This is a genomic window from Deltaproteobacteria bacterium PRO3 (assembly GCA_030263375.1).
Taxonomy (GTDB): Bacteria; UBA10199; UBA10199; order DSSB01; family DSSB01; genus DSSB01.
The window spans coordinates 26,372-44,107 of record SZOV01000009.1 but is presented as its reverse complement, the minus strand read 5'-3'; the positions used below and the strand labels follow the sequence as shown (position 1 = coordinate 44,107).

The following is a 17,736-nucleotide window of genomic DNA, read 5'->3' as shown; positions in this document are numbered from 1 at the left end:
ACGCCAAAGCGAAATCGCGACCAAGTCTTTCTTCTCGAGGAGCGGCCATGCCCTACATCAAGCCGGAACAGCGTCAAAAACTCGACAAAGACCCCCGCCCCGGCGACGCCGGGGAGCTCAATTACCTGATCACCCGGCAGCTCTTGAGCTACCTCGAGGCCAAGGGGAAAAAATACTCAACCATCAATGAAATCATGGGGGTGCTGAACTGCGTCACGCAGGAGTTTTACCGCCGCTGGGCCGCCCCCTACGAGGATGAAAAAATCCGCGAAAATGGCGACGTCGGCCCGCTTTAGCCCCCCAAAACCCACGCCAATTTGAGAATTTCTCAAAATCGTTTTTCATTCTGAGAAATCCCCAGTTTATCCACAGACGCTAAGCTTCTGAAATCATTCTGTAAGGAAAATTTTATCCACAAGGTTATTGGCATGCTGTTTGTAACTTATGTGCCATGTAATGTATGGCCACAAGGAGGCAACCATGACCCAACAACCTAAATTCCAGGCCTTGGCCGAGCTGGTTTCGCAGCGCCGGCAGGAGCGCCTGGACGAAATCCGCCGTCAATCGCCGCACCCCCCGCCCTTCCCCGAGACGCGGGAGCGCCCGCAGGGCCCCCGGCAGATCGCCCTCACCTTCGAGGACCTAAGCCCGGTGCTGGACGTCTTCCAGCGCTTCGACGAGGCCTCGCGGGAGATCGAGTGGTCGTTCTACAGCAGCTCGGGGGAGTTCCTGCTGCAGTTCGGCTTCAGCCTGGCCGAGGGGCGCTACCGGATCCACAGCCTGCACCCCGAGCTCTTCCTCGAGCGCGCGGAGATGCGGGGCTACCTCGAGGCGATCAACAAGCGCCTGGGTTCCGGGTATCCGCTCTTGGAGCTGGTGCACGAGCGGGGCCTCAACCCCAGCATCCAAAGGAAGGCAAAATAGATTGAAGCGGGGCCCTCGGGCTTATAGGCTGTTGAAAAAAACACCGGTGGTTGGGCCAAGCCGCCGAAGGCGGATTGGCGGGCCCCAAAAATCTGAAAGATTTTTGGGCGGTATATGGAGCCGGATTTACTCCGGCAGGAATAAAACCTTTTTTTCAACAGAATAGAAAGCCTCATGCCCGAATTGCCCGAAGTCGAGACCATCCTCCGCAGCCTGAGGCTGGTGGAGGGAAAGCAAGTGGTGGGGCTCGACTTTTCGAAACTCGCCCCCGTCGAGACCACCCGGCCGGCGCAGATTCGGCGGGCCCTGGCGGACCGGCCCATCCGGCGCCTGGAGCGGCGGGGCAAATACCTGCTGATCCGCTCGGAGGGCGGCGCGGCCCTGGTGATTCACCTGGGGATGAGCGGCCGTCTCACCTACTTTCCCCGGCCTCCCGAGCGCTTCGAGGCGCACACCCATCTCAAATTGAAATTCGACGACGGCTCGGTGCTGGCGTATCAGGACGCGCGGCGCTTTGGGACGCTGTCGCTGAGCGCGGAACCGGAGGGCGGCGACAACGCCTTTTTGCGGCGCTTGGGGCCGGATTACCTCGACCCAGCGCTGGACGCCGCGGCCTACCTTGCGCGCTGCCGCCGCCACCCGGGCCTGAACCTGAAGGCCCTGACCCTGCACCAGGGCGTGGGCGCCGGCCTAGGCAACATCTACGCCTGCGAGTCGCTGTATAAGGCGGGCCTGGACCCGCGGCGGCGGGTGCGGCGGACGAAGGACGCAGAGCTGGCGGCGCTGCTGCAGGCGGCCCGGGAGACCTTGGAGCTGGGGATTCGGCACGGGGGCAGCAGCCTGAGAGATTACTTTGATGGATTGGGCAATCGTGGGGTGATGAAAGAGTTTTTGCAGGTCTACGATCGGGAGGGGCAGCCGACCTTGGACGGCCGGGGCATGGTGAAGCGGATCGTCCAGCAGGCCCGGTCGACCTGGTTTTGCCCGGAGGTGCAGCGCTAGCCCGGCGGGCCAAAAATAGTGATAATGATTGACTAAAAACCTTGGCCCTTATAGAGGTTCCGCCGTAAAATTTGTTTTTGAAAATGGGGACGTAGCTCAGCTGGGAGAGCGCCTGAATGGCATTCAGGAGGTCGGCGGTTCGATCCCGCTCGTCTCCACCATTTTTTTCAAGTAGTTAGGATTTTGCTCCGCTGGCGGCGGAGCTTCTATTCCACAATACTCCCACAAGTTTAGAATTTCTTCCCTTCCACGACTTGGAAATCTGCATCGCCAACTCTCGGCACGTCGGCAAGGACGCCACGGCGACGGTTTTCTGATCATCGCTGACCTCGGTATAGATATCCATCGTGAGTTGCACTCGCGAATGACCCAGGAGCTCCTGGGCCACTTTAGGATGGACTCTATTGCGCGCCAGCAAGATGCAGAAGGTCTTGCGCAGACCGTGAGGCATCACTCCTTCAATGCCGAGTCTTTTAAAGAGTCGTTTCAGGCTTAAGCGGATGCATCGGATCGGCCGGCCGTCGGTGTGGCAGAAGGCGTAGGCCCGCTGGGCTGGAGTTCTTGGCAGGATGCTTTCCTTGGAGCTCCCCTCGTAATGCATGACGGGGTAATTTTCCTGCAGGAACCTCAGCTCCTCCCAAAGATCGTCGGACATGGGGACAACCCGAGTCTTGCGATTTTTGGTTTGGCGGACTTTGTCGGACACGATGCGAATCTGGCGGGTCTCCCAATCGATGTCTTCGAACTTGAACTGGGTGACTTCGCCCGGTCGCATGCCGGTATAGACCATCACCTTGATGAGTGATCGGGTCCAGGGCTTGGCGGCATCCAGGACTTGACCCAATTCCTTCAGGGTCAAGGAACGATTCCCGACCTTGGATTCCTTGAAAGGCCGAATTCCATCGGCGGGAGAGGTTTTCAGATAGCGCCATTCGCGGGCCTTGCGAAAGACCATCCGCAGGGCGTTCAAGAAGATATTCTTGGTGCGATTTTGAATCGGCAGCTCGCTCAAGAATACTTCGATGTCTTCCCGTTGGATCTGGTCCAAGCGTAGCCCGCGAAACCGGGCCTTGGCTTGCGCAAGGCAGTATTCGTATTGCCTCACCGTCGCCGGCGCCCGGGAGCCTTGCGCGAATTTGCTGATGAACTTGTCGCAAAATTCGCTGAAGTATAACCGGGCGGCGGGAGTATCCTCGAAGGTCCCGTTAAGGAGCTCTTTGAGGATGAGGTTCTTACGTTCCTCCGCCTTTCGCCTGCGGATCGGACCAAGATTCACAAAGCAGTCGCGCCGTCAATTTTGGCGGACGACCAGATAGTACCGCTTTTCTCCTTGTTTCGTTTTGTAGTCCCGAAGATAGACATTTACCTGCATAGCACCTCCTGTGCAGGGTCGCATGTCTCATTCGCGGGAAGGATTTGGCGTGGGCACCTCCTTTCGGGAAAGGTTGGTGCTTGCAGGAAGCCATAAAGGGCGTCCTTGGTCAAGGAGGTTGAGTGATGAAGCAGCGTATTGCAAAACATTTTTCTTAAAATCCTGCCCGAATTTTTGATTCATTTGCTCATCGGTCTCGATCACGATTTGGGTATTGGTGTAACGGGCAATTTTTCGGAGAAGAAGGTTGTTCTCTTGAATGAGGAGATGCGTGGATTTCAATGCCTCCTGGGCTTTACATTCGGAGAATTTATTCAAATCCTCGCCTGCGAATTTCTGAGAGGGCAGCTGAAAATTTTCCAGTAATCGTCGAACCAACTCCGCCTTCGAAAGGCCCGATTTTGCGGCCTCTACTTGCAAAATTTCGTAGTCAATTTTTCGAATTCGAATTGTAAGCTTCTCGTACATCCTGCACCCCAGCGCCGCTCCGAAAGGCAAATGATTTGAATATCTTAGCGAAAAGCGCCGCTCCTGATATTCAAAGCGCCTCCCCAGAGCGGCGCCTTAAGCAGTTGATTTCATGTATTATTCTGCAAAACACCGGATTGCGTCCGGTGTGTAGGCATTTATGGGTATGGGCGGAGCCCATGACCTCGCAAATAGACTGAGTGGGTTCATCTCCTCGACGGAGGGGAATGAAACCACGAAACGATTTTTCTAGGATTATGGGGGGAGTCTTAGGAGACATGATCTGTCTCTTAAGCAAGGATTGGGCCGGAAATTGCAAAAACAATGGCAGGGAGGGAAAGTTAAAAAGTCGCCCATTCTACGCTGGAATTTTAAATTTTCGTGGGTTGCTGCGAAGTGCTTGAGGTCACGTGATTCAAATTTCTTGGGGCCTGGAAGAGGAGAATCATACCTTGGATTTCGAAAATCGGTCGATCCCGGCTCCAAAAGAAAGCCGTAATCTGGGGGAGCCCTTTGATTGAAGGCGGGAACCAAAGAGGTAACGAATGAAACTCCGCCGGTTGAATGCCGCCAGACAGCCAAATCGCCGTGGAGTGCGGTTACTCGTCGCAAAATACACAGGCGAAATTGTCACGTACCGAGTCGACGGCTCTCAACGGTTACAACAGCCCCTTTGGAATGAGGCGAGATGTCCGTAAGCCGCGAGACAACCTTCGAAGTTCGAGACAGCCATTCAGGGACAGGCTGTTGCTGAAAGCGATACGTGCCGAGTAGCTTTCCGTCAGGACGCGCAAGGTCGAGCCACTCGGGCCCGGCGCTTGCGCGCGGTAGCCACAAAACTGCATCTCCAGCGGCCGTTTCGTCGTCCAATCGATTGCCATTCACAATCACTCGGCGCGTATCAGTGGCCTCCGTATTCAGTTGGGCGAGGGGGTCGATTCCCGTTCTACGGAGCCGGACGACCCTAGTGGCAGCAGCTTCCGACATACCCTGCTCCTGAAGGCTGGCTGCATCGGTCGCATGCAGCCAGGCAATGGCTCGGTCGATTTCTGTGATACTATATGGGCACTTCGCAGCAGCCTCAATAGCCAGGCTTCGATCAAGTTGCAGATAGCCAGCAAAAGCTGAAGCGAGTGGAGAAGGCACTCCTAGTTTGAACATGGCCGGAAAATGAGAAGCCGCCTCCGGGAAGGGGATGCCGTGGTTTTCAAACTCGGGACGGCTAAAAGTAATGATTCCATTCATGACCCACGCGAGTCCATAGACGCAGACCCGCTCTATGATACGCGACAGTTCGCCAGGATCGGACGAAATATCGTCAGCCTGTCCGGCGGCGATGATTTCGATGCAGCTTTGTCCTCTGAGCCAGCCCTTGATGGCTGGCAGCAGTACCAGAGGGTCCAGGTCTGTCGCCTCGCGCATCGTGTTGAGCGGCAAGGCAAGTGCTGCCAAAGAGAGGAGAGTATCGAGCCGGGTATCTTCCGTCCCGCTGTCCCAATCAGCAACGTTCCTGAGGATATCCATAATCTGGTTCCGATTTTTTTCCACGGTCAAGCAGTCGTCCAAGTCGAACCCCATTTTGTAGAATTTTGCCCGGCGATCTTCCTGGGGGAAACGACGGTAGATGGACCTCAAGCGCGCACTCATAATATTAATAGCTGCCGGAGCGGTGATGCCATCGATCGGGCGAGTCTCCAGCTGGCAGAAGAGTAGCGATTCGCGCAGGACCTCCTGGAGCCGATCTGGCTGCTCGGGCGTATAGACTGCTTCCACGGCCATAGCGAGCAGATTCTGATCCACCAGGCCGAAAAGTGAGGCGAGGCTTTGGCGCTTATCCTCGGGAGCCCAAGTGAAGTCGTCTTCTGCTATGCGAAGACACAATGTTTCAAATGGGATATTCGGCGTTGTGCTGTGCCAGAGTTTTCGCAGGAAAGAGAGCGCGCGGTGAAGCACCCCAATTACTGCCTCCACGCTTGTCCGCTGGATCAATTCGCGGATTGCAGCTCGGCGGCTCCGCAACTGATGGGTTGGTGCCGTTTCGTCGAAGAAGAAGAGCACGTGACCTTCGTTCTCGTGGAGGGCGCGCCCCGCTCGCCCGGCGATATTCCAGAATCCCAATCTGTCAATCTGGTGGTGCTGGTCCTGTTGGACGCCTCGCACTAGGACTGTCCGGATCGGCAGGTTAACTCCCTGCCCGAGCGTCGTTGTCGCTACGATGAGGGCGAGCTGTCGATCTCGAACGAGCCGCTCGATTGCCAGCCTGACTCGAGAAGGAAGGTTGCCGTGGTGAATGGCAATGCCGGCCCGGATGAACGATGAAATTACTGAATCGGGGCCAAGCTCATCGCGAATTGCAGTCAGGCAATCCTGCATAAGCGCACTCACGGGATCGGGAGAAGGAAAGTGCAACGTCGCACCCTCGGACCGAGCCAGGGCATGTGAAAGTTGCAATGCATCAAGAATAGTCTTGGCCGTCGACTCTACGTGTCGGGCTTGAGGAACAAAGGCTAAAGTCGTTCCGATGGAAGTCAGATGTATAGCAGCCGATGCATAGGCTTCCTGCCAATTGGCGGGAAACGGCCTCCGACGTCCGCCTACTCCTTGGATGCCCCGGACCTCTCGCCGGCCCACAAACTGCGGCACAAAGGTTTCATGATCCAACGGCGTATCACTGGAATGGGTATAATCGAGCCGAACACGTGTGCCATTCCACAAACACTGCCCTACGAGCAGCCGCGACGGACGCCATGTCGATGAAACAAGATGGTCGGCGCCGCCGCCGATCCATCGCGCGAAGTCTTCCGGGTTAGGGAGAACTGCGGACAGGAAGACGTGGCGGCATTGCTGACGCCCCAGGCGCCACAAGAGGCGGTTAATCAGGAACTCAGCGCGTAGGCCGCGCGAAGAAGTGTCGCCTGCGAGGTGGCCCTCGTCGAAGATCACGAGGCGGATGTCCGAGAGCAGCTCCGGCGCTATTCGCAGAACCGCATCCAGCTTTTCCGGCGTAGCAATCAGTACCTGGGTATCCTGGATCAGCCGTTCGTCATTGGCCGTCATATCAAATCCGCCATAGACCTCGGAAACGCGAACTCCCAATGGTTGTAGTCCACTGGTGAGGGTGCGCTCGATTTCAGCTGCTAGTGAGCGGAACGGAGCGATATACACACACTTAGCGTTAGGACTGTTGAGACTGTCCAATATGGCGCGCACGATGCAGAGTTCGGCTATGCGAGTCTTCCCCGCGCTGGTGGGCATTCGCACGCAGAAGCTTGGAGCATCTGCTCGCTTGATCATGGCTATGGCGCTCTGCTGGGATGGCCACAGCGATATGGTGGCGGGGTGCTTCAGTAACAGGCTTTCGATGTAGCGCTGGATTGGGGCGCCCGAAGGGAAGCGCGGACCAATATCGCCAATGCAGCTCCAAAAGCTTGAGTCGCCAAGTTCGCGGAAAAAACGTTCCAGAACCTTTCCCCACCACCAGAGATCAACATGGCGAGCCTCCCGCCCAAGCGCTGCGACGGCGCGGCACTGTTTGGTGGCGGTATCACGAAAAGGCATTGAACCGACTTTAAGAAATTCCAAAAACCACGAAATCGCTTCAGTCAGGCTGCGTCGTCCAAGATCCGCGATTGCATTGTCATCCGTAGTCGCACCACCTGCGAGGGCCTCTGCAACATTGGCATCTACGAACTGAGGTTGATTAAAGATCGCCAGCGTGATTTCTCTAGCACGCGTGAGATCACGAGCCACAAGGGCAATGATTGCCTGTATGAATGAATCCGGCTTAAAGTCATTGCTAGTTGTCAGCGTGTGCATCAGGACGTAGGAGCGGGCGTGATGGCCAGCGATGTGGTAGGCCGTCGCTGCCTTGAGCAGCTCATCCGGTATGCATGCTTTGAACCGCCCGACAACACATAGAAACTCGATAGCCTCGGCCCCCTGGGTTAGTAACTCCGTTGCGAGGTCTTGGTACATCGGCGCGTCAACAAGGTCCAAGGCCATAACCATCGAAGCATTTGCGAAATACATGAGGCGTTCATCGAGTACGGGGCTAAAAGCTGGCCACTCACGTTCCGGCGTTCCGAGTTGTTTAAGAATCGCTCTCGCGTGCGCTTGGGCGTGGAGGTTGCGTCGCGTGCCGTCGCGCAGGAGTGTTTCCATTTGTTGGCTCAATTGCTGTAGGTCGCGAATCGGCATTAGATAGTGCTACTCCAGAACGGGATGGTCAAATAGGTGGTTCACAAAATTCGTCAAGTCCGAGAGGGACAGATTAACGCAATGAAGGTCAGGTATGATGTTGCCATTGCCATTCAGGCACGCGAATGGCTCAACCGGGCAGTCCTGGCAAATCAGGAATATCCAGTTCTCCCGGGGAAAGTCATCCTTGGCGAGGTGTATGGCGATATCGTCTATTTGGGAAGCGAGGGCCGAGCTCCCATTCATGTAGAGAATCTCGGCGAGCATCCCAAGCGTCATCGGGCGAGGGTGATAAGCCTTATGCAATCGCTCGTGCGCACGATGTACCGTGTCAGCATTGTAGGTAGTGACTGTCTTGGCCTCCCCGATGATAACGCACGTGATCCGTTGCTGATTATCGATCTTGAATGCAACGATGTCCTCTCCCCTCATAGCCAGATTGCTGTCGCGGTAGCGTAGCTTGAAAACTGGCATTGCGTAGCCGTAACGCTGGATTAAGTGCTCAGATGCAACGACCTCTCCGAAATTGCCCTTACGGGTACGGTCATCGCGAGGTAACTCTGTTCGAAAGAATGCTGCCGCGCCCACATGACCGAGGGCCTGGAGTCGGTCCGCGACTCTCTGGCGATGTACGTGGTGATCAACAATGGCTCGGGAAAGCGAATCTCGAATTCGAGGTCGGCTTCCGCTGATCTCTCTCATGGGATGATGCCGGAGGTCGGGGTAAGTGATGGATACACCAGCTTCAAGCCAATGAGCATCAAAGTTGTCCCGGCTTACGGGGTCGGTCGCTAGGGGCATTTCTGATTCGGGGTAATCCAACTTTTGTGTTCCTCCCAATGAAACTTACGATTTGACAATGATTCCTTAATTTCCCTATTTGTCAGCGGCATATAAGCCAGCTAATTAAAAAAATTGACGCAGCAGAAAAAAAAGTTACCAACCACTGAAATGAATTAGCTGAATCGAATTGCATTCCAGCTTTCTGAAAACAATTAAGATCCGCGTAAATGATACGAGAAGAATTTATTTTTAAATTGCTGGAGAGATCCGCGATGATAATCCCTTTGGAACGGCCGCCGAATGTCTTGATGACCGCCCATTGGCGCGCGATTTGATTGCCTCGGACCATGGGTTCCCCTTCAGAAACGCTCCTTACCCGGGGGAAACACTATATTTTTTCCTAATTTGGGGACCTTGTCAAAGTATGAATGGAAAGGGGCCGCAAAGGCCCCTTTCCAAAGGCCAGAAAGTCATTGCTTCCCTTTTTTCTTCACGGAGTTTCGACCTGTAAGGGGAGGAGGTTTTCTGCCTTCCAGAACCGCCCGGGTCCGCTCAATCTCGGCGACAAGTCTTTTTTCATCGGGCAGGGTTGTTCGGTACTCCGAAGCCATGACCTTATTGGGCAGTCCTTCCAACGCGTATTTGGCGAGATCATCGCCTTTCTGGGCGCAGAGAATCAACCCGACGGGCGGATTCTCACCGTCGCGCACCCAATGTTCCCTCGCATAGTTGAGATAGAGGTGCATTTGCCCGGCATCGGCATGGGTAAACTTGCCGATCTTGAGATCAATGATCACCAGGCATCGTAAGCGACGGTGGAAAAACAAAAGGTCCACACGATACCACTCGTCATCGATCCGCAAGCGTCTCTGCCTGCCGATGAAACAGAAATCGCCGCCCAATTCTAAAAGGAAGGCTTCCAAGTGGCGGATCAACGCCTCTTCCAGATCCGTTTCCGAATATTCGTCCTTGAGCCCGAGGAATTCCAGCATGAATGGGTCCTTGATTTCCTCTTCCGGCAGAACATGGTCCCCAGGCGAAGCCTTTTCCCCCTTACTCAACATGGCGGCCTTGTTCTTCGACAGGGCGGTGCGTTCATAGAACTGGGAATTGATCTGCCGGTCGAGTTGCCGCACCGACCAGCCGCCGCGCAGGGCTTCGGCCTCGTAAAACTTTCGGGCTGATTCGTTTTTCACCCCCAGTAAGCGAACGTAGGCCGACCAGGGGAGCGGAAATTTTATGGAAATACTGGAAAGGATCGATTCTGCAGACGGTGTCTGCAAAATGCCAGACTCTGTCTGGCGAATGATTACATTGGAAGGAGGGCCGAATTCGCCAGACGGTGTCTGGCGAATTTGTTCCAGCGGGTAACATAGGTAAAACTGCCTCATTTGCTGGAGGTTTTGCCGGGAGAAGCCACGTCCATGACTCTGACTGAGATCGGCGGATAACCGCTCCAGCAGCTCTTCCCCATACCCTGCGCGGCTCTCCCCCTTTTGTTCGGATTCCACAATACGCCTGCCGATCAGCCAATAAGCAGCTGTCATGATGCAATTGACTGATCGGGCGGCAGATCTCCTGGCTTCATTGATGACGCTGGAGATGTCCCCCAAAATGGAATTGTATTGGGTGGCCAATTCGCCGGGACGTTTTTTCGGCTTCTTTGCGATCATAGTCCTCTTCTCTGGGGGGCTCCTTCTACAAAGGATAAAGTGTTTAGAAGGCTTTTTCCCGTTCAAGGGAAATATCCCCTGCCTTTCCTAGAATTTTAAGATCCTCGGCAATCTTCTGAATCGCGAAGATGCAATCCCGGGTGCCGGCGAGCCACGGGATACGATTGATTCTCTTGGTAAGCTCAACGATATCGGTGTGCTCCCAACCGCCTCGGTCTTCAACATGATACCGTACGTGCTTAACGGCGTCGTTGATAATTCCCAAAATTTGGCGGCTATAGGACTTTGTGTAGGAAATATTCCCGCCGAATAGAAATTCAATCGATGAGCCGTTGAAACCTTCACTTTTTAGGCTGGCAGATAAGGCCGAATAAAATTCGGAGGCGAAATTCAACAAATTTTTCTTTTTTAACTGCGGCATGATGAGCGCGTAAAAAGTCTGATCGTTTATTGCGACCAGCGTTTTTCCGCGGGCGATAGAAACAATATGCGCATGCCATGAAAAAATTCGTTGAACAGGCGAACTGTCATCAAGATCGGCCTTCGACATGTTGAGCTGTTCGAGCAGCTTTTTGGTGCAATGGAGAAACATGGGCCCGTACCATTACTAGTTTATTGTGTCGTACTATTTCTCGTTTTTCATGCTGTACCATTTCTAGTTTATTTTGCTAATAATTTGAAATTGTTAACAAATTTCAACTTCTTATTGGATGATAAATGGCCGAATTTAAAGCGTGTTTTTATCTTAGATTATACAAATGCAAAACCGCAGCCCAACCGGAAGGAAGCAAGTCCGGCGGTTCCTCTAACTCTTCGGTGTACTTACAGATCATTTCCAGCATGTAGCGGGCGTGAAAAAAGGCCTCAAGCATTGGGCGAGTATGGGCCAACCAATTCCTATTATGGGACAAAGCGAAAGTATGACCCGTTCCCTCTTTGATGATCTTTTGAAAATCAGAATTCAATGGGCGATGAGGGGCAAGCCTTTGAAGGCCTTCCACAATTTTTTCGGTCATGGCTTGGATGCCGTAAACTTTAAAGGAGTAATGATAAAAGCGATAGATAGCATCCTCATAACCCCACTCGGAGGAAACTTCCGAAAAAAGATTTTTTAAATCCGGCAAGCATTGTTTGGCTTTATCAAATATTTTTTGATTTTCCTGTGTCTGTGAATCTTGAGTTTCCATGAAAAAATCCCTTGCACTTAGCGTTATCCTAGTCGTCTTGAAAATTGGTAACAACTTTCGATGTGCACTAAAAATTGCATAAAACGCACTTTTTAGTGCATTTTAACATCGGGCTCCTAATGATGCGGAAAATGCCTCAAAAAATCGTTGCTGATTCTTCAAATGAAGTAATTTTGATCGGGGCCGAAGCCGATCGAGAAGTTGGTTTGGCGGCCTGAACTTTAGAGAATAAAGCTTGAATGGTGGGGTTTAAATTTTTGAATTCAATTTGCTTCTCCCAAGATTTAGAAAAGCGGATTAGCTCGTGGGAGAAGGAACGAGAAACAAAATCGATATCGGAGAAATCCAAAATTATTTTCGTTGCTGAAGGAGCGAACTGTTCTTTGATTTTGGATAAAGCCTGTCGGGTGGAAATATTTTTTTCAAATAATTCCCGAAGTCGTATGATTTGAGGATTGGCGTTCTTATTCAACATACCGGCTCAACTCTATAGGATTCTCCACCTATTGGAAAGGGAGTGCTCGGGCCGCCCTTTTACAGTACATTTAGCGATTTTCTTATACCTTGTACTGCAATTTTATCCCACAATCCTCCCACGAATGAGTCCATAACGACCCCAAATTGACCTCATAATGACCATTCTTGTACAAAAATCATCATTAACGAGATCTATATTAGTTAGTTATTTCAATTAGTTAGCAGAAGCACCCAAATGAAGGAAAAATTCCCAGGGGGAATGGCATTCAGGAGGTCGGCGGTTCGATCCCGCTCGTCTCCACCATTTTTCCGATGGAAAAAATCCTCGAAAATCGAATGCGATAATCCAATGCGCCCTGGAATGATGGGAGGGCGCCGACTACTCCGCCCTATTTTCTCATCTTGATAAAACCTTCGCGGTTGAGAAGGCCGGTACCAATTTTATCCAGCGCTTTTTTTGAAATCTTCCTCACCCGCGACAAGCCGCCTCGATCGCCGCGACGTCGATCTTCCTCATCTGCATCATCGCCTCGAACGCGCGCTTGGCGACGGCGGGATCGGGATTAGTGACCGCTTTCGTCAGGACGATCGGCGTAATCTGCCAGGACAATCCCCATTTGTCCTTGCACCAGCCGCACGCGCTCTCCTGGCCGCCGTTGCCGACGATTGCGTTCCAGTAGCGATCCGTTTCCTCCTGGTCGGAAGTGGCGACTTGAAACGAGAACGCCTCGCTGTGCTTAAACGCGGGTCCGCCGTTGAGCCCAAGGCACGGGATGCCCATCACGGTAAACTCGACGGTCAACGCGTCCCCCTTCTTCCCCGACGGAAAGTCCGCCGGTGCGCGGTGCACGGCGCCGACCGACGAATCGGGGAAGGTCTTGGCATAAAATCGCGCCGCCTCCTCGGCGTCGCCGTTGTACCAAAGACAGATCGTGTTCTTTGCTGGATCCATCATGACATTTCTCCTTTGAGACAAGCCGCCCAAAGCAGGGCTGGAAGCATTAATGCCGAAATCACGGCTTTCTTAATTTGCCCGGCGTAAACTTTAATACCAAAAGAAATTCTGCAAATACAATCATCCAGACGCCATTTAAGTCATGGTAAGCTAGCCGAAGCATAACCAAAATATAATTTCTTCACACTTATAGTTATACCTCCCGTTTTGACGACTTTGATTCGTTCGAAGATTAACTCTCTACCCACTACGCAACGATTCCCCCATCCCGACGATGGATATGTCAGGACAAGAAGATAGGGGAGCACATGAGCGACATCCCAATCGGTCCCGTCGTCATCCAAGACCTCAATCAAAACAATCTCTTCGACCCCGGCGTGGACGCGGTCGTCGATCCCTCCGGACAGCCCTTTTCCCCGGCCCGCGAAGCCGCCGAGCTTCATCAAATCACCCAGGAATTAGGGACTTCCGGCTGGAGCGGCATTTTGCTCTCGGACGCGGCCACGATGGTCAACGGGCTTCGGGATGCGACCGCCTACGCCCAGCTAGGCAATGTCCCCATGGTGGAACTTCGTCTGAAAGAGGCCGAGCTCGGGGCGCAGAGGCTTGGGCTGCCCTTCCCTCAAACTCGGGCGGACACCATTCTAGAATCGGGCCTGCAAACCGGCATGGCGGAGAATTTTCAGAATGCCGATGCGAAGGCCCAAGCCGGGCAAGACATCCATGGAGTCGAGGCCCTGTTGCAGGATGCGGCCGGCTACCACCGGCGCCTGCAATCCCAATTTAACTTCCCCCTCCCCTTCGATCAGGTTCGCGCCGACGGCATCCTCAAGGACGCCTACCAGAATGGAATTCCCATTCTCGAGCTCGACGCCCACGGCAAGGCCGCGGCGGGCGACTTCTTTGGGGCCGTATCGGGCTTTCGGGAGTTGAAGCGCTTGATTCCGGCGGCCAATCTAAAATTTGGGCTTCATTTTAATTACAACCCGATCCTCGTGCGCAAGGCGGTGGAAAACGCCTTTATCATCGGAAATTCCCAGCTTTATCAAAACATCCGCCAAGCCGCCTTGCGCGGCCAAACAATGTTGGTGAGGCACCGGCTCCGCCATCTGGAAAACCAGATCAGCAACGCGAATTCTCAATTTCAGTTAAGCCTGCCCTTCGACGCCAAGCAGGCCGATGCGATTTTGGAGGCCGCGCTCGTCAACGGCATTGCCGACAACTTCAAATTGGCCAAGGGCGCGGCGAAGGGCCATTCCTCACGCTCCGCCCGCAGGTGGCTCGACCTGGCGCGCTCCTACGTCGACGAATACAACCGAAAATTTGCCGCCCCGCGAAGGGGCAAGCCCAAACTGGCATTCGACTTCGCCCTGGCCGGCGCGATCATGGCCTGCGCCCATGGCAAGGGCGCGTGTCCCTGACACAATTTTATTTTCGGCCCGGACCATGAGGTGCTAAAACTAGCCGACCCATGGCCCACTACCTCCCCTACGCCCTCTACCCCGCCGGGATCTTCTCCGTCCTCCTCGGCCTCTTGCATTTCTGGTTTCCGCGCTGGTTCGATTTTCGCGGGGCGATTCCAGAGCGCGGGGAGGCGCTGAAACCCTTTCCGCTGATCGTCGGCGCCTACCCGACCACGCGCCGGGATATCTATGGGCTCGTCTGGGTGATGAACCACGCCGCCAGCTTCGCGATCCTCACGGTCGGCCTGCTGGACTTGACTTGGCAGCGGTGGCTGCCTTCGAGCTACGGCCCTTACATCGCGGTGTGGATCGCCCTCTTCTGGTTCCTGCGCGCGATCACGCAATTAAAGATGGGAAGGAGACGGGGCGACTGGTGGATCCTGGCGGGCTTCGCGGGCCTCGGCTTGATTCACTTGCTTGCCGTCCTACCCTAAAGAAGATAACAACCATTGCCCTCGAGGGGGAGGGCGAACACAAGCTTCGCCCCTACAATTCATTCCCTAAGGGGAAACATTTCCGGCCTGGGAGAGACTTATCTCATGAACCTCGACGACCCCTACCGCCCCTACCCCGCGCCGCGTTCCCCCTTCGTGATGCACCAGTCCTGGCACGACCTGCTCTTCATCCACTACCGCGTCCCCGCGGAGCTCTTAAGGGCTCTGGTGCCCGCGTCCCTGCCGCTGGACACCTTCCGCGGCGAGGCCTACGTCGGCGTCGTCCCCTTCCGCATGGCCAACGTGAGGCCGCGCTTCCTGCCGCCCCTGCCCTGGCTGTCTTTCTTCCCCGAATTGAACGTCCGCACCTACGTCACCCTGGACCAACGCCCCGGCGTCTATTTCTTCTCCCTCGACGCCGGAAACCGCGCGGCAGTGGAAATCGCCCGCGCCTGGTTTCACCTCCCCTACTTCAAGGCGACCATGGAGTGCCGCGCGCGGGAGGGCGAGGTCCGATACGGCTCGACGCGTAGCGATCCGCGCGGAACGGCCGCCGTCCTGCGGGCGCAATACGCGCCGACGGGACCCGTCTTCCTCGCGGAACGGGATTCGCTGGAATACTTCCTGACGGCCCGCTACTGCCTCTACACCCTCAACGCCCGGCAAGAGGTCTTGCGGGCGGAGATCCATCACAAGCCCTGGGAGCTCCAACCCGCCCGGCTTCAGGCGCAGGCCAACACCATGCTCGACCCCCTCGGCCTCAGCCTGCCGGAGGAGGCGCCCCATCTGCTTTTCGTGAACAAGATCCACGTCCTTGTCTGGCCGCCGAAGCGGGTCAATCCCGCGCCTTCGGCCCCAGCAGCGGCAGGTGCCGGTAACGGGCGACCAGGACGACCAGACTGCTGACCAATACCGAGGACAGCAAGAGGGTGTGCTTCAGGTCGAAGCCGATCACCGTCAGGTGCGCGATCAGGGCGCCCAACATGGTGCCTAGGGCCAGGAAGGCGCCCGCGGCCGAATAGCGGGGCGACAGCAACAGCAAGGCCGCCAGACCCTCGATGATCCCGATGATAAACCGGCCCGTCGGCTCCATGCCCAAGACGGAAAACAACTGCACCTCGTTGGGCTTCGAGCTGAGCTTCCCGTAGGCGGTCCCGAACAAGATCACCGCGGGGACGAGTTGAAAGATCCACAGCAGCTTGTTCTTCATGGCCTCCCCCGTCCCGTCCCCGCCGCCGTCGGCAGCAGGAGGTTGTCCTCGTTCAGCTCCCGGAAAGAGCGCTTCCCCAGCGAGGTCAGCAGCTCGTAGTGGTCGTGCACCAGGTTGACGACGTAGTTCTTCACCCGCTCCGACTTCACCTCGATGTCCAGGCCCCGCTGCAGGGCGGGGTTGTGCGTCGTGATGCCGACGGGACAGGTGTTGCGGTTGCAAGTCAGGGCCTGGATGCAGCCCAGGGCCAGCATGAAGCCCCGCGCGGTGTAGACCGCCTGCGCGCCCAGCGACAGCGCGATGAGCTGCTTTCCGGGATTGATGAGCTTTCCGGCCGCTACCAGCTTGAGGCGATCGCGCACCTCTTCCTCCTTCAAGATCTGATGCGCCGCCGGCAGCGCCGCCAGGATCGGGATCCCCAGGTCGTCCATGAAGGACTTCGGCGCGGCGCCGGTACCCCCCTCCGCGCCGTCCAGGGCGATGTAGTCGGGGAAGATCTGGTGCCGCGCCATCGCCCGCACCAAGACGCGAAACTCCGCCTCGCGGCCCAAACAGAATTTAATACCGACCGGCAACTCGGAGATATCCTGGACCCGTCCGATAAAGCGGACGGTCGCGTCCGGGTCCGTGCATTCCACGTGCGCGGGCGGCGAGATCACGTCGCGGTCCATCGGCACGCCGCGCAGCTCGGCGATCTCGCGGGTGATCTTCTCGCGCGGCAGCAGGCCGCCCTTCCCCGGCTTCGCCCCCTGGGAGAACTTGATCTCGATCATCTTCACCTGCGGCAGCCGGGCGATCTCCCGCAGGCGCCCTTCGTGCAAGGACCCATCCTCGTTGCGGCAGCCGAACTTCGCCGTCCCCATCTGGAAGATCAGGTCGCAGCCCTCCATCAGGTGATACCTCGGCAGGCCGCCCTCCCCCGTGTTCATCGGGATCCCGGCCTTCCGCGCGCCCCGCGCCAGGGCCCGCACCGCGTTCTTGCCCAGCGAGCCGTAGCTCATGGCGCTGATCATCACCGGCTTGGTGATGGTATAGGCCTCGGCCAGGCCGCGCTCCTCGCCGAAGGTCAGGGCATAGGGCTCGGCCTCGGCCACCAGGGTCGGGTACATCGAATGCCGCAGCTTGTACTCGCTGCCGTCAAATTCCAGCTGCGAGCCGAAGGCCGAGGAGGCGTCGATGTCCTTCGACTTGCGGTAGACCTCCATTCGCTCCACCCGCGAGAAGGGCCGCTCCTCGGTGTCGGTGGTGAAGAGGTACTGGCGCAGCTCCGGGCCGATGCTCTCCAGAAGGTAGCGACCCTGCGCCACCCAGCCGAAGTTGGTCAAGAGGGCATGGTCCTTCTGGACGCGGCGGTAGAAAATATTGATGAGCGTCATCAGTAGGAAAAAGACCGTCAAAAAGTGGAAGTAAAACGAGGAAAAATACCCCGCCAAGAAAAAGACGAGGGTCAGCGCGGGAAGGCCGAAATTGACGACCCGCGAGATCTTCTCGAGATTGACGGTCCAGGAGGCGGCCATTGGGGGAATTTTGAAGAATTACCCCGAAAAAGGGAAGAAAAGAGCAAGACCCCCTCCTCCTCTTGCCAATTTTC

Annotated in this window: 18 protein-coding genes and 1 tRNA gene; 7 read left to right on the top strand and 12 right to left on the bottom strand. The window is 55.7% G+C overall.

Annotated elements, in window-relative coordinates:
• Positions 1-47: 47 nt before the first annotated feature.
• From FBR05_03235 to FBR05_03220, 4 genes are all read left to right on the top strand, one after another.
• Positions 48-296: a hypothetical protein gene (locus FBR05_03235; protein ID MDL1871198.1), complete on the top strand. Its 249-nt coding sequence runs from the start codon at positions 48-50 to the stop codon at positions 294-296.
• Between the two features lie 184 nt (positions 297-480).
• Complete coding sequence (locus tag FBR05_03230) at positions 481-924, top strand: hypothetical protein (GenBank protein MDL1871197.1); 444 nt, start codon at positions 481-483, stop codon at positions 922-924.
• Positions 925-1,098: 174 nt separating this feature from the next.
• Positions 1,099-1,926: a bifunctional DNA-formamidopyrimidine glycosylase/DNA-(apurinic or apyrimidinic site) lyase gene (gene mutM, locus FBR05_03225; protein ID MDL1871196.1), complete on the top strand. Its 828-nt coding sequence runs from the start codon at positions 1,099-1,101 to the stop codon at positions 1,924-1,926.
• An 85-nt stretch (positions 1,927-2,011) separates the two neighbouring features.
• Positions 2,012-2,087, top strand: a tRNA-Ala gene (locus tag FBR05_03220).
• Between the two features lie 14 nt (positions 2,088-2,101).
• Here FBR05_03220 and FBR05_03215 read toward each other — a convergent pair.
• From FBR05_03215 to FBR05_03170, 10 genes are all read right to left on the bottom strand, one after another.
• Positions 2,102-3,202, bottom strand: coding sequence for a hypothetical protein (locus FBR05_03215; GenBank protein MDL1871195.1), 1,101 nt, complete (start codon positions 3,200-3,202; stop codon positions 2,102-2,104).
• A gap of 123 nt (positions 3,203-3,325) precedes the next feature.
• A complete protein-coding gene (locus tag FBR05_03210; GenBank protein ID MDL1871194.1) occupies positions 3,326-3,766 on the bottom strand; it encodes a hypothetical protein in 441 nt (146 codons plus the stop codon).
• A gap of 630 nt (positions 3,767-4,396) precedes the next feature.
• Positions 4,397-7,963, bottom strand: a complete 3,567-nt coding sequence (locus FBR05_03205; protein ID MDL1871193.1) for a DEAD/DEAH box helicase — start codon at positions 7,961-7,963, stop codon at positions 4,397-4,399.
• Positions 7,964-7,972: 9 nt separating this feature from the next.
• Entirely contained in the window at positions 7,973-8,785 is an 813-nt protein-coding gene (locus FBR05_03200; protein MDL1871192.1) for a DUF1837 domain-containing protein, read from the bottom strand.
• 61 nt (positions 8,786-8,846) lie between these two features.
• Positions 8,847-9,095 carry a hypothetical protein gene (locus FBR05_03195; protein MDL1871191.1) on the bottom strand — a complete coding sequence of 83 codons (249 nt, stop codon included), beginning with the start codon at positions 9,093-9,095 and terminating at the stop codon, positions 8,847-8,849.
• Positions 9,096-9,216: 121 nt separating this feature from the next.
• Positions 9,217-10,419: a DUF1016 domain-containing protein gene (locus tag FBR05_03190; GenBank protein MDL1871190.1), complete on the bottom strand. Its 1,203-nt coding sequence runs from the start codon at positions 10,417-10,419 to the stop codon at positions 9,217-9,219.
• A gap of 43 nt (positions 10,420-10,462) precedes the next feature.
• Complete coding sequence (locus tag FBR05_03185; protein ID MDL1871189.1) at positions 10,463-11,011, bottom strand: hypothetical protein; 549 nt, start codon at positions 11,009-11,011, stop codon at positions 10,463-10,465.
• Between the two features lie 148 nt (positions 11,012-11,159).
• Positions 11,160-11,606 (bottom strand): hypothetical protein, encoded by a 447-nt coding sequence (locus FBR05_03180; protein ID MDL1871188.1) that lies wholly within the window; start codon positions 11,604-11,606, stop codon positions 11,160-11,162.
• 136 nt (positions 11,607-11,742) lie between these two features.
• The gene (locus tag FBR05_03175; GenBank protein ID MDL1871187.1) at positions 11,743-12,081 is read right to left on the bottom strand and encodes a hypothetical protein; all 339 of its coding nucleotides are present in this window, start codon (positions 12,079-12,081) and stop codon (positions 11,743-11,745) included.
• A 471-nt stretch (positions 12,082-12,552) separates the two neighbouring features.
• Positions 12,553-13,038 carry a VOC family protein gene (locus FBR05_03170; GenBank protein MDL1871186.1) on the bottom strand — a complete coding sequence of 162 codons (486 nt, stop codon included), beginning with the start codon at positions 13,036-13,038 and terminating at the stop codon, positions 12,553-12,555.
• A 308-nt stretch (positions 13,039-13,346) separates the two neighbouring features.
• On the opposite strand from FBR05_03170, the gene FBR05_03165 reads away from it, so the two are divergent.
• The 3 genes from FBR05_03165 (at position 13,347) to FBR05_03155 (ending at position 15,841) form a co-directional block, all read left to right on the top strand.
• Positions 13,347-14,459 carry a hypothetical protein gene (locus tag FBR05_03165; GenBank protein MDL1871185.1) on the top strand — a complete coding sequence of 371 codons (1,113 nt, stop codon included), beginning with the start codon at positions 13,347-13,349 and terminating at the stop codon, positions 14,457-14,459.
• A gap of 50 nt (positions 14,460-14,509) precedes the next feature.
• Complete coding sequence (locus FBR05_03160; protein ID MDL1871184.1) at positions 14,510-14,935, top strand: hypothetical protein; 426 nt, start codon at positions 14,510-14,512, stop codon at positions 14,933-14,935.
• Positions 14,936-15,040: 105 nt separating this feature from the next.
• Positions 15,041-15,841 carry a DUF2071 domain-containing protein gene (locus FBR05_03155; protein ID MDL1871183.1) on the top strand — a complete coding sequence of 267 codons (801 nt, stop codon included), beginning with the start codon at positions 15,041-15,043 and terminating at the stop codon, positions 15,839-15,841.
• On the opposite strand, the gene FBR05_03150 is transcribed toward FBR05_03155, so the two are convergent.
• Together FBR05_03150 and FBR05_03145 are read right to left on the bottom strand one after the other, a co-directional pair.
• Positions 15,771-16,145: a DoxX family protein gene (locus FBR05_03150; GenBank protein ID MDL1871182.1), complete on the bottom strand. Its 375-nt coding sequence runs from the start codon at positions 16,143-16,145 to the stop codon at positions 15,771-15,773. The two genes, FBR05_03155 and FBR05_03150, sit on opposite strands and share 71 nt — an antisense overlap.
• Positions 16,142-17,662, bottom strand: a complete 1,521-nt coding sequence (locus FBR05_03145; protein MDL1871181.1) for an FMN-binding glutamate synthase family protein — start codon at positions 17,660-17,662, stop codon at positions 16,142-16,144. The genes FBR05_03150 and FBR05_03145 overlap by 4 nt, the downstream gene beginning before the upstream one ends.
• Positions 17,663-17,736 lie beyond the last annotated feature (74 nt).

What these genes read in the sequence shown, in the direction of transcription:
- FBR05_03235 (MDL1871198.1), top strand. Translation starts at nt 48, where the DNA reads ATGCCCTACATCAAGCCGGAACAGCGTCAAAAACTCGACAAAGACCCC.
- FBR05_03230 (MDL1871197.1), top strand. Translation starts at nt 481, where the DNA reads ATGACCCAACAACCTAAATTCCAGGCCTTGGCCGAGCTGGTTTCGCAG.
- mutM (MDL1871196.1), top strand. Translation starts at nt 1,099, where the DNA reads ATGCCCGAATTGCCCGAAGTCGAGACCATCCTCCGCAGCCTGAGGCTG.
- FBR05_03210 (MDL1871194.1), bottom strand. Translation starts at nt 3,766, where the DNA reads ATGTACGAGAAGCTTACAATTCGAATTCGAAAAATTGACTACGAAATT.
- FBR05_03205 (MDL1871193.1), bottom strand. Translation starts at nt 7,963, where the DNA reads ATGCCGATTCGCGACCTACAGCAATTGAGCCAACAAATGGAAACACTC.
- FBR05_03195 (MDL1871191.1), bottom strand. Translation starts at nt 9,095, where the DNA reads ATGGTCCGAGGCAATCAAATCGCGCGCCAATGGGCGGTCATCAAGACA.
- FBR05_03190 (MDL1871190.1), bottom strand. Translation starts at nt 10,419, where the DNA reads ATGATCGCAAAGAAGCCGAAAAAACGTCCCGGCGAATTGGCCACCCAA.
- FBR05_03185 (MDL1871189.1), bottom strand. Translation starts at nt 11,011, where the DNA reads ATGTTTCTCCATTGCACCAAAAAGCTGCTCGAACAGCTCAACATGTCG.
- FBR05_03180 (MDL1871188.1), bottom strand. Translation starts at nt 11,606, where the DNA reads ATGGAAACTCAAGATTCACAGACACAGGAAAATCAAAAAATATTTGAT.
- FBR05_03175 (MDL1871187.1), bottom strand. Translation starts at nt 12,081, where the DNA reads ATGTTGAATAAGAACGCCAATCCTCAAATCATACGACTTCGGGAATTA.
- FBR05_03170 (MDL1871186.1), bottom strand. Translation starts at nt 13,038, where the DNA reads ATGATGGATCCAGCAAAGAACACGATCTGTCTTTGGTACAACGGCGAC.
- FBR05_03165 (MDL1871185.1), top strand. Translation starts at nt 13,347, where the DNA reads ATGAGCGACATCCCAATCGGTCCCGTCGTCATCCAAGACCTCAATCAA.
- FBR05_03160 (MDL1871184.1), top strand. Translation starts at nt 14,510, where the DNA reads ATGGCCCACTACCTCCCCTACGCCCTCTACCCCGCCGGGATCTTCTCC.
- FBR05_03155 (MDL1871183.1), top strand. Translation starts at nt 15,041, where the DNA reads ATGAACCTCGACGACCCCTACCGCCCCTACCCCGCGCCGCGTTCCCCC.
- FBR05_03150 (MDL1871182.1), bottom strand. Translation starts at nt 16,145, where the DNA reads ATGAAGAACAAGCTGCTGTGGATCTTTCAACTCGTCCCCGCGGTGATC.
- FBR05_03145 (MDL1871181.1), bottom strand. Translation starts at nt 17,662, where the DNA reads ATGGCCGCCTCCTGGACCGTCAATCTCGAGAAGATCTCGCGGGTCGTC.